Below are 15,603 nucleotides of genomic sequence, written 5' to 3'. Positions count from 1 at the left end.
CTCCTATGTATTCCAAAAGTGGAATGTTGAAAGGCTTCCGAAAAGGAAAAAGTTAATTAACACAATCATGAAAGATCCAATATTCAGAAAGGCTAGCGTCCTTCCATACATTTGTTTCCGAATTTTCAAGTATAAAAACACGCTGTAAGCGATAAGCAAAATGAAAGAGCCGATGATCTTCATGTCCAGCCAGGATACACCAGGCACTTTTATATAAGCCCATTGAATCCCCAGTATAAGGGAGACCACTAATAATGGAACACCTATTACCGCGAGGACATAAGACATTTGCTCGAGCTTTGTTAAATCGCCGAGTCGAAGAAGGCGTTTCCCCCATTTCTTCCTTTTCAGTAAATCATATTGAATTAAGTATAAAAGTGAAAAAACGAAAGAAAGCGTGAATGCCCCATATGATAGGATGGCAAAAGTGATATGTATGAGCAATAGCTCCGAAATCAGGCGCTGTGCAAGCACTTGAGATTCTATCTGAACAGGTGCGAAGGTATGGATGGCCATGACCATGAAACCTAGTACATTCGTAAAAAAGACCGTAAAATCGACTCTTAGCAATCGGTTAATGATTAAAGATAGCGATATGAGGACCCATGCATAAAAATATAAGCCTTCAAAAATCGTCAATACCGGGAACCTTCCCGTTTTCAAAACATAAAGAAACAAAAAAATTGTTTGCAGTACCCAAACAATAGAAAGCAACCAGAAGGCGACCCTATTCGCCTTCTGGTTATTATTAAGGAAATCGATAAAATATAAAAGCATACTGACGGCATACAACAAAACAGTGGCTTCATGCAATCTTGTCATTAGTAATTCCATATCTACCTCATTACTGGACAGGAACTGGATTCAATAGGGATGGCTTGGTGCTGTTCCGTTCTTTTCCATCCGCGACCAGCTGGTCTTCAATCAATTCCTCTAAATGGAAGATTTTCACGAAATTATTCAATTGCTCTTTTGCATTCGGCTCATCTGCCAGCTCTTTTGCATAAAGAATCGGATCTTTCAGCATTTGGTTAATGATGCTTTTCGTATGCTTATTCAGAACTTTTTTGTCACGTTCGCTTAAATGCGGAAGCTTTCTTTCGATGCTTTCCATCGTTTCCTTCTGTATCGAAAGGGATTTTTCCCGTAAAGAAGAAATGACGGGAACCACACCAAGCAAATTAATCCATTGGTTGAAGTCCACAATTTCTGATTCGATCATCAATTCTATTTTCTCGGCAGCTATTTTACGTTCCTCGATATTGGCTTGCACGATCCCTTCAAGATCGTCAATGTCATACAAGAAGACATTTTCCAGCTCACCCAATGTTGGATCGAGGTCACGCGGCACTGCGATATCGACCATGAAAATAGGACGGCCTTTACGAAGCTTATTGATGAATGACATCATTTCTCTTGTTACTAGAAGATCTTTTGATCCAGTTGAAGTAATCAGGATATCGGCATCCACTAAAGCGCATTGCAGCTCTTGGAGCTGTTTCGCCGTACCATTGAATCTCTCGGCCAGGTCGACCGCTTTCTGGAAGGTACGATTAATGACTGTAATGCTGTCCGCGCCATTGCTATGAAGATTTTGAATGGCCAGCTCGCCCATCTTACCGGCCCCAAGAATCAAGACATTCTTGCCGCTCAGGCCTCCAAAGATTTTCTTCGCAAGCTCGACTGCCGCATAGCTGACGGAAACGGCATTTGTATTGATTTCGGTTTCCGAATGAGCTTTTTTAGCTAATGTAAGGGCTTGCTTGAAGAGATGGTTAAAAACGGTGCCGATCGTATCTTCCTTCTGCCCTAACAGATAGCTTGAACGTACTTGTCCCAAAATCTGAGTTTCTCCCAGTATCATGGAATTCAAGCCGCAGGTAACTGAAAATAAATGCTCGACTGCCCCATCGCCTTCATAAATGAACAGATATTTAGAAAATTCCTCTTTATCGATATTAAACCATTCCGAAAGAAATTCCTTTATATAATACCTGCTTGTATGAAGCTGGTCACCGACCGCATATATTTCCGTCCTGTTGCATGTTGAAATAATAATGTTTTCCAAGATGCTTTTTTTATTTTTAAGAGCTTTCATTGCCTCGGCAAGTTCGGCTTCGTTAAACGATAGTTTTTCCCGAATTTCTACAGGGGCAGTTTTGTAATTTATACCAACCGCTAGAATATGCATCCTTTTGTTTTGCACCCCCAAAATTTTTCATGTAAATTTATTATACCATGTACTAAAATGGTTTCACGCAAATAATATGAACAGTTTATGAAAACGTATGCTACCATGGAAAAGACAGCCAAAACGCCTGAGTTGCTACAAAAGGTGTCTAAGCGGGTTTTGTAAGTTACATACATATTTCGACATTGTGTACAAAAGTACCATATCAAAAATGGCAAAAAACTTCAAGTAATCGAACTGCATAGGAGGATAAAATGAAAACGCAGCGTATTTTCCCAGGAATCGTTTTAATCGGTTTCGGGCTCTATTTTTTTCTTGAACATTCCCAGATCGAAATCTTTCCAGGCTTTTTCAGCTGGCCCACTTTATTATGTATAGTTGGTGCCGCCTTCCTGATTCAGGCTTATAGCGGTAATGAATATGAGTCCATCCTGCCAGGCGTAATCTTACTGGGGTTCGGGGCTCACTTCCACATCGTAGAGAACCTGGATATTTGGCCGGATAATATAGGTATTTTTATTTTAATCATCTCGCTGGGATTTATTCTCCGGGCACGCAAAACAAATTCTGGAATGTTTCACGGCATGGTAATCTTCATCATCTCGATCGCTTTATTATTCTATGATAAAATCAAAACGTCTTTCGGGTTTGTTGATACAACCACTGCAAACATCGAAAGGTTTTGGCCATTTGCCCTGATGGCAATCGGCATTTATTTTTTGGTTCGAAAAAAGTGAAATTTTTTGTTGGCAATTTTCACGAATTCCAAATGAAAAAGGGTATTCCAGATGCGGAATACCCTTTTCTTTTACATATATTTCTTAAGGACGCCCCATGCTTGTTCCTTACCTTCGCCTGTTTCACCAGAGAATAGAAGCAATTCATCTTCTTTTTCCATATTTAACGTTTGGCGGGTGACTTTCAAGTGCTTCTGCCATTTGCCTTTTGGAATTTTATCCGCTTTGGTGGCAATAACGATCCGGGGCAGGTCATAATGCTTCAGGAATTCATACATTGCGATATCATCCTTTGTCGGCGGATGACGCAAATCGACGATCAGAAGCGCAGCGCGGAGCTGGTCACGGGAAGTGAAGTACGTTTCGATCATCTTTCCCCAAGCATCACGCTCCGTCTTGGATACTTTTGCATAACCATAACCCGGTACATCCACAAAATGGAGTGCTTCATTTATGATATAAAAATTCAAGGTCTGCGTCTTACCCGGTTTAGAGGATGTTCGCGCCAAGTTTTTTCGATTGATCATTTTGTTGATGAAACTGGATTTCCCAACGTTGGAACGTCCTGCCAAGGCAAATTCCGGTATTGGGGTATTTGGATATTGTTCAGGCTTCACAGCACTGATGACAATATCTGAACTCGTCACTTTCATTCGTTCACACCTACCAATGCATGCTCAAGGACTTCATCGACGTGTGAAACTGGAACAAATGTTAATGCTTTACGGACACTTTCCGGGATATCATCAATATCCTTTTCGTTATTTTGCGGGATGATGATTTTCGTAAGTCCTGCGCGATGGGCAGCTAAAGATTTTTCCTTAAGCCCGCCGATCGGAAGAACCCGTCCGCGTAATGTAATTTCGCCTGTCATGCCTACCTCTTTTCTGATCGGCCTATTTGTAAGGGCCGATATTAACGCTGTTGCAATCGTGATGCCTGCAGAAGGGCCATCTTTTGGGACCGCACCTTCGGGGACATGAATATGAATATCATATTTTTCATGGAAGTTCGCATCAATCTGAAGTTTCTCGGTTTTTGAACGGACATAACTGAAAGCAGCCTGGGCTGACTCTTTCATTACATCTCCAAGCTTTCCTGTCAGGATCAGCTTGCCTTTACCTGGTGATAAGGAAACCTCGATTTGCAGCGTATCGCCGCCTACAGACGTATACGCTAACCCGTTGGCCACACCGACTTGGTTCTCGACTTCCGCCTGTCCATAATGGAACATGGTCTTCCCTAAAAACTCCTCGACATTCTTTTCAGAAATGACGACCCGCTTTTTATCTCCGGACACGATGATTTTTGCAGTCTTCCGACAGATGCTTGCAAGCTGTCGCTCCAGACTCCGAACGCCGGCTTCCCGAGTATAGTAACGGATGATTTTTGTTAAAGCTTCCTCACGGATTTGCAGTTGTGTCTTCAATAAACCATGGTTTTCCAGCTGTCTAGGCAGCAGGTGATCCTTGGCTATATGAAGTTTCTCTATCTCAGTATAACCTGCAATCGAAATGATTTCCATACGATCACGAAGAGGACCGGGAATCGATCCCAAATTATTCGCCGTCGCGACGAACATGACTTTGGAAAGATCGTAGGTTTCTTCGATATAATGATCACTGAAATTATGATTTTGCTCCGGATCGAGCACTTCCAGCATCGCTGCAGATGGATCTCCCCTAAAGTCATTTGACATCTTATCCACTTCGTCCAGTAAAAAGACAGGATTGATCGTTCCGGCTTTTTTCATGCCTTGAATGATCCGTCCCGGCATCGCCCCTACATATGTGCGGCGATGTCCGCGGATTTCTGATTCATCGCGCACTCCACCTAAAGATATACGGACGAAATTCCTATTCAGGGATGAAGCGATCGATTTAGCCAGGCTCGTTTTCCCGACCCCTGGCGGTCCCGCCAAACAAAGGATCGGTCCCTTCAATGAATTGGTCAATTGCTGGACGGCCAAATACTCAAGCACCCTCTCCTTCACCTTTTCCAAACCATGGTGGTCCCGGTTCAGGATTTTTTCGGCTTTATGAATATTCAAATCATCTTCGGTCGCTTTGGTCCAAGGAAGCGAAATCAACCATTCGATATAATTACGGATGACGGAACTCTCGGCTGAACTCGAAGGAACTTTTTCATAACGGTCCAATTCCTTTAATGCCGTTTCTTTGATGTGCTCGGGCATATCCGCTTCTTCAATCTTTTCGTTGAGGACTTCAATTTCCCCTGTTTTTCCTTCTTTATCGCCCAGTTCCTTTTGGATCGCTTTCATTTGTTCTCGTAAATAATACTCCTTTTGGGTCCGTTCCATCGAACGCTTAACACGCTGGCCGATCTTCTTCTCGAGAAAAAGAACTTCTTTCTCGTTATTGATGATCTCGATTACACGGCTTAAACGCTCTTTCATATCAATGGTCTCAAGCACTTCTTGCTTCTCCTTCAATTTCAGAGGCAAATGTGAAGCGATTATATCCGCCAATCGCCCAGGCTCTTCAATATCAGAAGTGGACGAAAACGTTTCACCGGTTATTTTTTTGGACATTTTTATGTATTGTTCAAAATAATCCAGTAGTGTGCGCATTAATGCTTGATGTTCAGCATCCTTTTCATCACTGTCTTCATATATTTTAATCTTGGCACCATAATGTGTCTCATAATCGTAAAATTCAATGACTTCTGCGCGGTTCAACCCTTCCACCAAGACCCGGATTGTACCATTCGGAAGCTTCAACATCTGCTTTACCTTTGTTAAAGTTCCCATATTAAATAAATCTTCTTCACCTGGTTCGTCCAACGAAACATCTTGTTGTGTCGTCAAAAATATAAGATGGTCTTCCACCATTGCTTTCTCAAGGGCTTGCACTGATTTATCTCGGCCTACATCTAAATGAAGTACCATCGTTGGATATACAAGCAGTCCTCTAAGCGGCAGGAGGGGGACGATGATTTCTTTATCAGTCATTTCCTGACACCTCCATCTAATTAGTATCGTCGTTGTAAACTATTTACCCATGTTCTCAACCTTTTAACAATTCTATCCTATTTATATAGAAGTGTCTATTCGTTTACCTTAACACGTTTCGACTGTCATTATTATCTCCAATATTAGATAAAAAAGCACGTCTGAATGCGTGTTTATTTTTACGTAAAGTTGGCCAATATGGTCCTTAAAATGCCCCGGTTCTATTTTTTAGCCGGGGCATTTCCTTTATACACTTTCTTTTTTTGATAGGTCCATGGTTGTAAGGATTTGTTCCGACATCAATTCTTTTTTCAGTGCCTGATCCAGCACTTCTTTTACATTCGAAACGGGAATGATTTCTATATCCTTGATTTCGGATAGAAGCGGCTGCATGTTTTCGGCTGGGATGATCACTTTCTTTGCCCCGGCAAGTTTAGCCGCCTTGATTTTCGGAATGACGCCGCCGATCGGTTTAACGCCGCCATGAATGCTTATTTCTCCAGTCATCGCCACGGTGTGATCAACCGGGATTTTATATATGGCCGAGTATATGCCTGTCGCCATTGCAATTCCTGCTGAAGGCCCATCTACTGGACTTCCGCCTGGAAAGTTCACATGGATATCGAATTGATCGGCAGGCACTCCCATCGACCGTAAAACCGTAATGACATTTTCTATCGAACCTTTTGCCATGCTTTTGCGGCGAACCGATTTGCCGCTCCCGCCGCCGATACTTTCTTCTTCAACGATGCCGGTAATATTTATCGAACCTTTTTCATTAGAGGCAGCCATGACCGTTACCTCGATTTCCAGTAATGCTCCGCTGTTGGGACCATATACTGCAAGACCGTTGACAAGGCCTATTTTGGAATTCGCTTCTATTTTCCTGTCCATTCTTTGGGTAAGCTGGCTGCTATGGGCCATCCAATCTATATCTTCTTCCCTGATAAACGTCCTGTTTTCATTAATTGATATGCCTGCAAGAGTCTGAATCATGTTGACAGCTTCCCTGCCATTTCGGGCATAATCCGAAATCGACTGCAAGCCTTTTTCACTGATGGAGATCCCCACTTTATCAGATGCATTCTTGGCCACGTTGATTATTTCCTCCCGGTCAAGTTCACGGAAAAACACTTCTATGCATCTTGATCGTATCGCAGGCGCGATTTCATTTGGCGTTCTTGTGGTTGCCCCAATCAGCCGAAAGTCAGCCGGTAGTCCATTTTTAAAAATATCATGGATGTGTGTGGGAATATTTTGATTTTCCTCTTGATAATAAGCACTTTCCAGAAAGACCTTACGATCCTCCAATACTTTTAAAAGTTTATTCATCTGTATTGGATGAAGCTCCCCTATTTCATCTATGAACAGTACGCCACCATGAGCATTGCTGACTGCACCTTGCTTTGGCTGCGGAATGCCGGCCTGTCCCATTGCCCCGGCTCCTTGGTAGATTGGATCGTGCACAGAACCAATGAGCGGATCGGCAATCCCTCGTTCATCGAACCTGGCTGTGGTGGCGTCCAATTCAACGAAAACAGCCGAATTCTTAAAGGGGGACTTGCCATTTTTCTTTGCCTCTTCCAAAACAAGTCTGGCAGCTGCCGTTTTCCCTACCCCTGGAGGACCGTAAATTATCACATGCTGGGGATTCGGCCCACATAAAGCAGCTTTTAAAGACTTAATCCCATCTTCTTGACCGATGATTTCATTAAATGTGCTTGGTCTAACCTTTTCCGCCAATGGTTCTGTTAACGAAATCGATCTCATCTTCCGTAATTGGTCCATCTCTTTTCGTGAATCACGGTCAATGGAAACTTTTTGTGTCCGCTGGCCTTTCAATAAGTTCAAAAAATACAATCCAATAATGATCCCAAAAAATAGCTGGATAAACAACGCCAATCCTGTCCAATTCATCGTATTCCCTCCTGCACTCTCCTAGTTTTTCATTTCTGTTAGTATCTCCTTTGGAAGGGAGAAATTATCCAAGAATTTCGCGATGAAAATTTTGGCGTTTTTATCCTAAATAACAACATTTTGAGAAAAAGACAAAGAAAAAAGACTGCCAGGATGAACCGGCAGTCTTGCTTTTCACTATTATCAAGCAGATGTTTTCTTTTCTTGTCCTTTGATGGTTGTTCCGTCTTTTAGGACGAGCTTTGGAGATTCATTTTTCGAAATCGTGCTGCCTGTGATTACACATTTTGCAACATCATCACGTGAAGGCAGATCGAACATCACTTCAAGAATGATGCCTTCGATGATGGAACGCAGACCACGAGCACCAGTTTTACGTTCAATTGCCTTTTTAGCAATTTCACTTAGCGCTTCCTGTTCGAATTCCAATTCAACATCGTCAAGCTCAAGCAATTTTTGATATTGTTTAACAAGTGCATTTTTCGGCTGTGTAAGGATTTCAATCAAAGCAGCTTCATCCAATTGCTCAAGAGTCGCAATTACCGGAAGACGTCCGATGAATTCCGGAATTAATCCGAAACGAAGCAAGTCTTCAGGAAGGACTTTGGAAAGCAATTCTTTTTCTGCAACATCATCTTTTTTCACGTCAGAGCCAAAGCCAATGACCTTTTGACCAAGACGGCGTTTGATGATCGGTTCGATGCCATCAAAGGCACCGCCGCAGATGAACAAAATATTGGTCGTATCGATTTGGATGAATTCCTGATGTGGATGTTTACGTCCACCTTGAGGCGGAACGCTTGCAACCGTTCCTTCAAGTATCTTCAATAAAGCTTGTTGCACACCTTCACCAGACACGTCACGTGTAATGGAAGGATTTTCCGATTTACGGGCAACTTTATCGATTTCATCAATATAAATGATGCCTTTTTCCGCTTTTTCCACATCATAATCTGCTGCTTGGATCAATTTTAGTAGGATGTTTTCGACATCTTCCCCAACATATCCAGCTTCCGTCAATGAAGTGGCATCCGCAATGGCAAAAGGAACATTCAGTAATCGTGCCAATGTTTGCGCAAGAAGGGTTTTCCCGCTTCCCGTCGGTCCGATTAGGGCGATGTTACTTTTTGAAAGCTCAACATCGTCGACTTTGCTATTGGAATTGATACGTTTATAATGGTTGTAAACAGCGACAGCCAAAGATTTCTTTGCCTGTTCTTGTCCAATCACATATTCGTCAAGAATTTCACGGATTTCCATTGGCTTAGGGACATCTCTGAATTCTACTTCTTCATCAGTGCCCAGCTCTTCTTCAACGATCTCCGTACAAAGTTCTATACACTCGTCACAAATATAGACACCTGGACCAGCAACCAGTTTACGGACTTGTTCTTGTGTTTTACCGCAAAAAGAACATTTTAACTGTCCTTTTTCATCATTAAATTTAAACATGTACGTTCACCCCTTTAAATACTCTTCCAACTCTATTACATAGCGGTACCCAATCGTAATGAAAAAAATAGGCACACATCTACTTAAACATTCCAAAATCCCTAGTATGTTTTGCATTTTATCATGTTCTTGGAAGTTTAGTAACAAAAATGCTCACGGTCCGAGTTGTTAAATAAGTACAATAATCAATCAATATGTATTTGCCCTTTACCAGTATGCCCAAAACTTTGGATCTTTAAAAGCAGGATTTGCTGTATAAATATGTATATGCGGTATTAGAACTAATCTACACCGAAATCCAAAAAAAATCAATCAGGAAATAACCGATATTTGAAATTTACACTAATTCTCAATATGTATAAAACAAGGCACGATTACTCGCGCCTTGTTTTTTAAAGGAAATATTTTAATCTACTTATTTTATAAAAATTATTTTGCGTCAACTGTTTTGCTGTTTTCTACCAAGAAGTCAATCGCTTTCTTAATTTTAAGATCGCCTTTGATACCTTCTAAGTTTCCAAGAGCTTGTTTGATCGCGTCAACTTCCATATTGTACATAGTAGCCATTTGTGCAAGTTCAGCTTCTACATCTTCGTCAGTAGCTTCAAGTTTTTCAACTTCAGCGATCGCTTCAAGAGTTAGGCTCGTACGAACTTGTCCTTCAGCTTCTTGTTTCATTTGCGCTTTTAAAGCTTCCTCGTCTTGACCTGAGAATTGGTAGTAAAGTTCTAAATTAAGACCTTGAGATTGAATGCGTTGAGAGAACTCATTCATCATGCGGTCAACTTCATTTGAAATCATAGCTTCAGGAACGTCAATTTCTGCACCTTCAACAGCTTTACCAATTACAGTGTTTTGAATGAAGTTTTCTTCTTCATGTTTTTTGTCATGCTCTAATTTATGTTTTGTTTTTTCTTTAAGTTCAGCCAAAGTTTCCACTTCGTCGTCGACATCTTTCGCGAACTCATCATCCAACTCAGGAAGTTGCTTTGTTTTGATTTCGTGAATTTTCACTTTGAATACTGCTGGTTTACCTGCAAGTTCAGCAGCATGGTATTCTTCAGGGAATGTAACTTCGATATCTTTTTCAGCGCCAGTTTCAAGACCTACAAGTTGTTCTTCAAATCCTGGGATGAAAGAGTTTGAACCGATTTCCAATGAGTGGTTTTCTGAAGCTCCGCCTTCGAATGCTTCACCATCAACGAATCCTTCAAAGTCAAGAACAACTGTATCGCCTTCAGCAACTTGTCCTTCTTCTTTAACGACAAGCTCTGCTTGACGCTCTTGCAAAGTTTTCAATTCGTTTTCAACATCTTCGTCAGTTACTTCAGTATTGAATTTTTCAACTTCAACACCTTTGTAATCTCCCAATTTAACTTCAGGCTTAACTGTAACAGTTGCAGTGAAGATCAGGTTTTCGCCTTTTTCCATTTTCTCGATGTCGATTTCTGGACGATCAACAGGCTGAATTCCAGCTTCTTCGACAGCATTTGCATATGCATCTGGAAGAATGATATCAAGCGCATCTTGGTAAAGTGATTCTACGCCGAATTTTTTTTCGAACATTTGACGTGGCATTTTACCTTTACGGAAGCCAGGTACGTTTACTTGTTTCACTACTTTTTTGAAAGCTGCGTCTAAACCTTCGTTTACTTTTGCAGCGTCAACTTCGATTGTTAGTACGCCTTGATTACCTTCTTGTTTTTCCCATTTTACAGACATGTGTTTCCCTCCAAAAATCTATATACTTCAATAATAAGCACTGGATGAATATGCTTTGCAAGTGTTAACAAGTCATCCTTCAAATATACCCAAAAATATTGGGAAATCGTCAAAATTAGACGATTATACATTACAACCACTACATTATACCACAGGATTAATCTGTTACAACAGCAATAGCTTAAATAATGGGATAAGAAATTTCTTCAATTTCTTTTATATAGGAAAGAATATCCGCTATGCTTTCCTCATCAGCCTGGTAAAGGTCGGCTAATTCCCCCATGAAAACTTCCCCGGTCATGTATTCTTCCGCCAAGGCATGGTAGGCTGCTGCCCATGCAGGAAAGCTTTCCGGTCCGGGTTCAAAAGGAAACAATAAAAAAGAATGACGTTCAATCAAACTATGGACCATTTCAAATAAGCTCGGATTATCCTGACTGATCTCCTCTTCGGTCAGTCCGGTAACATTCTTATAGAAGTCCGTCTCCTTCAAACTTTTCAATTCCCTAGGTATGACCGACTTTGATTGGTTGAATTTCTTCAACGACACTTCCTCGCTATATTCCTGGTCGATTAGGATGTTAAGGAGCATCGTTTTAAAGAAAGGGTGTCCCTCATCTTTTTGTAGAAATTCTTCGATTTGAGGGATGAATGGTCGAATATTGATATTCGTGAGTTTTGAAATGACCATAAGCATTTCATTATCCGTCTTCCCTTCAAAAAGTTCATCCTCTTCCAATTCCGCTGAAAGCTGCTGATTTTGTCTTTCCTTCTCCTCTTTTTTATCTTCTAGGGCCCTTTTACTGAACTGAAGCATCTTTTCGAAATGTTCCTCTTTATCAAAAGGAATTTGGCTTTCTTCAAATAGCAGTTCGATCGTCGTGACCATTTCCTGATGCTCGCCTAATTGCAGCAGTACCATCAAATAAATATTGATCAGTTGAAAATAGTCGCCGATGCCTTTATTCAGCATCTCTATGCATAACTCTTTTGACTCCTGGTAATACTCAAGTTCGACTAATGAGACCACGAGACCCATGCAAACTTCATCATTTTCGGGCTCATACTCCCTGGCTTGGCTGAAAAGCCGTGCTGCCGCTTTAAAGTTTCTGTTTCCAAGCTCATCCAGTCCTTTTACAATCAGCCTTTCACCGAGATTTGGAAAGGAGATAATTTTGGTTTCTCCGGCCTTCTTTTCGTTATTCTCATCATCCATCCAATTTTCCGCCTCACCGTTCGCTTTTTGAGAAACAGTTTAGCATGTAATAGCAGGAAACACAAAAAATTATATGCCTGATGAACGTCTTTTCGCCTTTCCCCGATAAAAAAAAAATCCCGTATCCTTTCCATTATGAAAGGATAACGGGAAATGACCTTCTGCGATTACATGCTTGATACTGCCTTTCTTTGAGATTCATAGGCAGAAATCTCTTTATCATATTGAAGCGTTATCGAAATTTCATCCCAGCCTTTGATGAGCATTTCCTTCCAATATGGATGAATTTCAAAGCTTGTTTCAAACCCTTGACCATCTTTCAATGTCTGATTGGGAAGGTCGATCGTCAACTCATAATCAGGTGCCGAAACCCTCTCCATTAAATAGTTTACTTCAGTCTGGGTTAAAGCGATGGGCACCATGCCATTTTTCATGCAATTACTTTTAAAGATATCAGCATAAGAAGGAGCGATGATGATATCGAATCCGTAGTCTTTCAATGACCACGGGGCATGCTCACGCGAAGAACCGCAGCCAAAATTCTCTCCCGCTATTAAAATGGACGTGTTTTGATTATGAGGCTGATTCAATTCAAAATCTGGACGTTCCTGCCCATTTTCATCAAAACGCCAGTTATAGAATAAAAACTCGCCAAATCCGCTTCGCTCAATCCGTTTTAAAAATTGCTTTGGAATGATTTGGTCCGTATCCACGTTTTTACGGTCAAGCGCTGCCGCTCTTCCTTTATATATAGTAATGGGTTCCATTCTCTGCACCTCCGGTTAATTCGTATTCTTAATGGACTTGTTCAGTTCTTTTCAAATTCCTGATATCGACAAACTTCCCATGAATGGCAGCCGCTGCAGCCATGGCCGGACTGACCAAATGTGTTCTTGCTCCAGCTCCTTGCCTGCCTTCAAAGTTCCGATTACTTGTGGAGGCACAATGCTCACCAGCCGGAACAACGTCAGGATTCATGCTCAGGCACATGCTGCAGCCCGATTCACGCCATTCGAAGCCCGCAGATTTGAAAATCTCATCCAACCCTTCATCTTCCGCTTGCCTTTTGACGCTTTGTGAACCGGGAACGACCATCGCCCGAACCCCTTTATGAACAGTTTGGCCTTCGATCATCTCCGCGGCTTGCCGTAGGTCCTCAATGCGTGAATTGGTGCATGATCCTATGAAAACATGTTGTACGGGAATTTCCGCGATCGGCATGCCTTCCTCAAGACCCATATACTCAATGGCCCGATTCAGTTCCTTAGGGTCCATGATATCTTCTGCGAAGGTAGGTACTCTTCCGTCCACTCCACTAGCCATTCCAGGATTTGTCCCCCAGCTGACCATTGGTGAAATCAGACTGCCATCAAGAATGATTTCTTGGTCATATACAGCGTCCTCATCACTGGAAAGTGACTTCCAATCCTGCACACATCGCTCGAACTCTTCTCCTTTCGGCAAATATTTACGACCTTTCAAATAAGAGAAAGTTGTTTCATCAGGAGCTACCAGCCCCGCTCTTGCCCCGCCTTCAATCGACATATTGCAAACCGTCATTCTCTCTTCCATCGACATATTCCGGAAAACTTCCCCACAATACTCAATGATATGTCCCGTACCGAAGTCGACACCGAATTTAGAAATCACATATAAAATGACATCTTTCGCCATCACGCCATGACCGAGCTTGCCATTAACCTCAAGCTTTAATGTTTTGGGTTTTGTTTGCCATAGGGTCTGTGTGGCCAAAACATGCTCGACCTCACTCGTACCGATTCCAAACGCAATCGATCCAAACGCACCATGTGTGGATGTATGACTGTCTCCGCAGACAATCGTCATCCCTGGCTGTGTAAGGCCTAATTCCGGTCCGATAACGTGAACGATACCTTGATCCGGGCTGTCTAAATCAGCAAGACGGATACCGAACTCCTTACAGTTTTGCTCAAGTGCCTCTAATTGTTTCCTTGCAATATCATCCTCGATGAAATAACGATTAACGGTTGGCACATTATGATCCATCGTCGCGAAAGTGCGGTCGGGCCTCCTGACTGTGCGCCCCTTTAATCTCAATCCTTCAAATGCTTGCGGAGAGGTCACTTCATGAATATATTGAAGGTCTATATAAATTAGATCCGGTTTATTCTCTTCTTCATTTACAATATGGCGATCCCATATTTTCTCTATAATCGACTTTCCCATCTTTATCCCACCTCGATCAATCTTGTATTTTTTTTAAAAAACACGGCCTAATATTAGGCCGTGAAAGAAGTTTATGCGTAAGCTCCCATGATGTTGGAAATGGCTTCCTGGTCTAAAAGATTTGCTTTAATTTCTGCAATCATTTCTGAAGTAGACGTAATATTCGGTTGGCCATTTGCGATATCGCCAGTTCTCAAACCATATTCAAGGACCGTTTCCACCGCCTGCTCAACGGCTTTCGCCTCATCTTCCAAACCAAAGGATAGACGCAGCATGGAAGCTGCCGATAAAATCGTCCCAATCGGATTGGCCAGGTTTTTTCCCGCAATATCCGGGGCAGAGCCATGAATCGGTTCATATAAATTTGGTCCTTGTGTTGAAATAGAGGCGGAAGGAAGCATTCCAAGCGAGCCAGTCAATACCGACGCTTCATCGCTTAAAATATCCCCGAACATGTTCTCCGTCACGATAATATCAAATTGTTTCGGGTTTTTGATCAATTGCATGGCTGCATTATCAACAAGCATATGTTCAAGAATTACATCAGGATAGTCCTTGGCAATTTCTTCAGCCGTCTCACGCCACATCCTGCTGGATTCAAGGACATTCGCTTTATCCACGGATGTTACTTTTTTCTTGCGATCTGATGCTAATGAAAAAGCAAGTTCAATGATGCGCTTCATTTCGCTTTTCTGATAGAAAAGTGTATCGACAACCGCTTCTTTCCCCTCTTTTTCGACGCGCTCACTTGGCTTTCCGAAATAAAGGCCGCCAGTCAGTTCCCTGACAATCACGAAATCCACATCTTCAATGAATTCCTTTTTAAGAGGAGAAGATTCCGACAAGCTGGAATAATAGCTGATTGGACGGATGTTAGCATAAAGATTCAAATCTTTTCGGATTTTCAGCAAACCTCGTTCCGGTCTTAGGTGCGCAGGCTGGTCATCCCACTTAGGTCCTCCAACGGCCCCTAATAATACCGCATCGCTGTTTTTGCAAATCTCCACTGTTTCATCCGGCAGGGGTGAACCTGTGTTATCGATGGCCCCGCCGCCAATCTCACCATACTGAAATTCAAAATCGTGTCCATATCTTTGGGCAACGGCTTCGAGGATTTCTACAGCGCCTCTTGTTACTTCTTTCCCGATGCCATCTCCTTGAAGCACCGCAATATTCCTTTTCATCGAAATCT

At 42.0% G+C, this 15,603-nt stretch carries 12 protein-coding genes; 1 reads left to right on the top strand and 11 read right to left on the bottom strand.

Annotation, left to right across the window (positions count from 1 at the left end; all coding sequences use genetic code 11):
- Nucleotides 1-3: 3 nt before the first annotated feature.
- Together ACQKNS_RS12745 and hemA are read right to left on the bottom strand one after the other, a co-directional pair.
- A complete protein-coding gene (locus ACQKNS_RS12745) occupies nucleotides 4-834 on the bottom strand; it encodes a cytochrome C assembly family protein (RefSeq protein ID WP_427643336.1) in 831 nt (276 codons plus the stop codon).
- A 10-nt stretch (nucleotides 835-844) separates the two neighbouring features.
- Nucleotides 845-2,191: a glutamyl-tRNA reductase gene (gene hemA / locus ACQKNS_RS12740; protein WP_427643334.1), complete on the bottom strand. Its 1,347-nt coding sequence runs from the start codon at nucleotides 2,189-2,191 to the stop codon at nucleotides 845-847.
- A 254-nt stretch (nucleotides 2,192-2,445) separates the two neighbouring features.
- Here hemA and ACQKNS_RS12735 point away from each other — a divergent pair, with 254 nt between their 5' ends.
- Nucleotides 2,446-2,928 carry a LiaF transmembrane domain-containing protein gene (locus ACQKNS_RS12735; protein ID WP_427643333.1) on the top strand — a complete coding sequence of 161 codons (483 nt, stop codon included), beginning with the start codon at nucleotides 2,446-2,448 and terminating at the stop codon, nucleotides 2,926-2,928.
- Between the two features lie 71 nt (nucleotides 2,929-2,999).
- On the opposite strand, the gene yihA is transcribed toward ACQKNS_RS12735, so the two are convergent.
- The 9 genes from yihA to leuB all read right to left on the bottom strand — a co-directional run bounded on the left by yihA (nucleotide 3,000) and on the right by leuB (nucleotide 15,595).
- On the bottom strand, nucleotides 3,000-3,581 hold the full coding sequence (gene yihA, locus ACQKNS_RS12730) for a ribosome biogenesis GTP-binding protein YihA/YsxC (protein WP_260285331.1): 582 nt from the start codon (nucleotides 3,579-3,581) through the stop codon (nucleotides 3,000-3,002).
- Entirely contained in the window at nucleotides 3,578-5,899 is a 2,322-nt protein-coding gene (lon, locus tag ACQKNS_RS12725; protein WP_427643332.1) for an endopeptidase La, read from the bottom strand. The genes yihA and lon overlap by 4 nt, the downstream gene beginning before the upstream one ends.
- 246 nt (nucleotides 5,900-6,145) lie before the next feature.
- Nucleotides 6,146-7,816 carry an ATP-dependent protease LonB gene (gene lonB / locus ACQKNS_RS12720; RefSeq protein ID WP_427643331.1) on the bottom strand — a complete coding sequence of 557 codons (1,671 nt, stop codon included), beginning with the start codon at nucleotides 7,814-7,816 and terminating at the stop codon, nucleotides 6,146-6,148.
- A gap of 183 nt (nucleotides 7,817-7,999) precedes the next feature.
- Nucleotides 8,000-9,268 (bottom strand): ATP-dependent protease ATP-binding subunit ClpX, encoded by a 1,269-nt coding sequence (clpX, locus tag ACQKNS_RS12715; RefSeq protein ID WP_057276653.1) that lies wholly within the window; start codon nucleotides 9,266-9,268, stop codon nucleotides 8,000-8,002.
- Between the two features lie 429 nt (nucleotides 9,269-9,697).
- Nucleotides 9,698-10,990 carry a trigger factor gene (tig, locus tag ACQKNS_RS12710; protein WP_427643329.1) on the bottom strand — a complete coding sequence of 431 codons (1,293 nt, stop codon included), beginning with the start codon at nucleotides 10,988-10,990 and terminating at the stop codon, nucleotides 9,698-9,700.
- Between the two features lie 181 nt (nucleotides 10,991-11,171).
- On the bottom strand, nucleotides 11,172-12,206 hold the full coding sequence (locus tag ACQKNS_RS12705; RefSeq protein WP_427643327.1) for a tetratricopeptide repeat protein: 1,035 nt from the start codon (nucleotides 12,204-12,206) through the stop codon (nucleotides 11,172-11,174).
- A gap of 167 nt (nucleotides 12,207-12,373) precedes the next feature.
- Complete coding sequence (gene leuD, locus ACQKNS_RS12700; RefSeq protein WP_427643325.1) at nucleotides 12,374-12,973, bottom strand: 3-isopropylmalate dehydratase small subunit; 600 nt, start codon at nucleotides 12,971-12,973, stop codon at nucleotides 12,374-12,376.
- Between the two features lie 28 nt (nucleotides 12,974-13,001).
- On the bottom strand, nucleotides 13,002-14,411 hold the full coding sequence (leuC, locus tag ACQKNS_RS12695) for a 3-isopropylmalate dehydratase large subunit (protein ID WP_427643323.1): 1,410 nt from the start codon (nucleotides 14,409-14,411) through the stop codon (nucleotides 13,002-13,004).
- Between the two features lie 71 nt (nucleotides 14,412-14,482).
- Nucleotides 14,483-15,595 carry a 3-isopropylmalate dehydrogenase gene (gene leuB / locus ACQKNS_RS12690; RefSeq protein ID WP_427643321.1) on the bottom strand — a complete coding sequence of 371 codons (1,113 nt, stop codon included), beginning with the start codon at nucleotides 15,593-15,595 and terminating at the stop codon, nucleotides 14,483-14,485.
- Between the last annotated feature and the right edge of the window lie 8 nt (nucleotides 15,596-15,603).

Origin of the sequence: Peribacillus sp. NPDC094092 (assembly GCF_050279365.1) — a bacterium.
In the GTDB taxonomy this organism is placed as follows: Bacteria; Bacillota; Bacilli; order Bacillales; family DSM-1321; genus Peribacillus.
This window is presented reverse-complemented; position numbering and strand designations above follow the sequence as displayed.

What these genes read in the sequence shown, in the direction of transcription:
- lonB (WP_427643331.1), bottom strand. Translation starts at nt 7,816, where the DNA reads ATGAATTGGACAGGATTGGCGTTGTTTATCCAGCTATTTTTTGGGATC.
- hemA (WP_427643334.1), bottom strand. Translation starts at nt 2,191, where the DNA reads ATGCATATTCTAGCGGTTGGTATAAATTACAAAACTGCCCCTGTAGAA.
- clpX (WP_057276653.1), bottom strand. Translation starts at nt 9,268, where the DNA reads ATGTTTAAATTTAATGATGAAAAAGGACAGTTAAAATGTTCTTTTTGC.
- ACQKNS_RS12705 (WP_427643327.1), bottom strand. Translation starts at nt 12,206, where the DNA reads ATGGATGATGAGAATAACGAAAAGAAGGCCGGAGAAACCAAAATTATC.
- ACQKNS_RS12745 (WP_427643336.1), bottom strand. Translation starts at nt 834, where the DNA reads ATGGAATTACTAATGACAAGATTGCATGAAGCCACTGTTTTGTTGTAT.
- ACQKNS_RS12735 (WP_427643333.1), top strand. Translation starts at nt 2,446, where the DNA reads ATGAAAACGCAGCGTATTTTCCCAGGAATCGTTTTAATCGGTTTCGGG.
- tig (WP_427643329.1), bottom strand. Translation starts at nt 10,990, where the DNA reads ATGTCTGTAAAATGGGAAAAACAAGAAGGTAATCAAGGCGTACTAACA.
- yihA (WP_260285331.1), bottom strand. Translation starts at nt 3,581, where the DNA reads ATGAAAGTGACGAGTTCAGATATTGTCATCAGTGCTGTGAAGCCTGAA.
- leuD (WP_427643325.1), bottom strand. Translation starts at nt 12,973, where the DNA reads ATGGAACCCATTACTATATATAAAGGAAGAGCGGCAGCGCTTGACCGT.
- leuB (WP_427643321.1), bottom strand. Translation starts at nt 15,595, where the DNA reads ATGAAAAGGAATATTGCGGTGCTTCAAGGAGATGGCATCGGGAAAGAA.
- leuC (WP_427643323.1), bottom strand. Translation starts at nt 14,411, where the DNA reads ATGGGAAAGTCGATTATAGAGAAAATATGGGATCGCCATATTGTAAAT.
- lon (WP_427643332.1), bottom strand. Translation starts at nt 5,899, where the DNA reads ATGACTGATAAAGAAATCATCGTCCCCCTCCTGCCGCTTAGAGGACTG.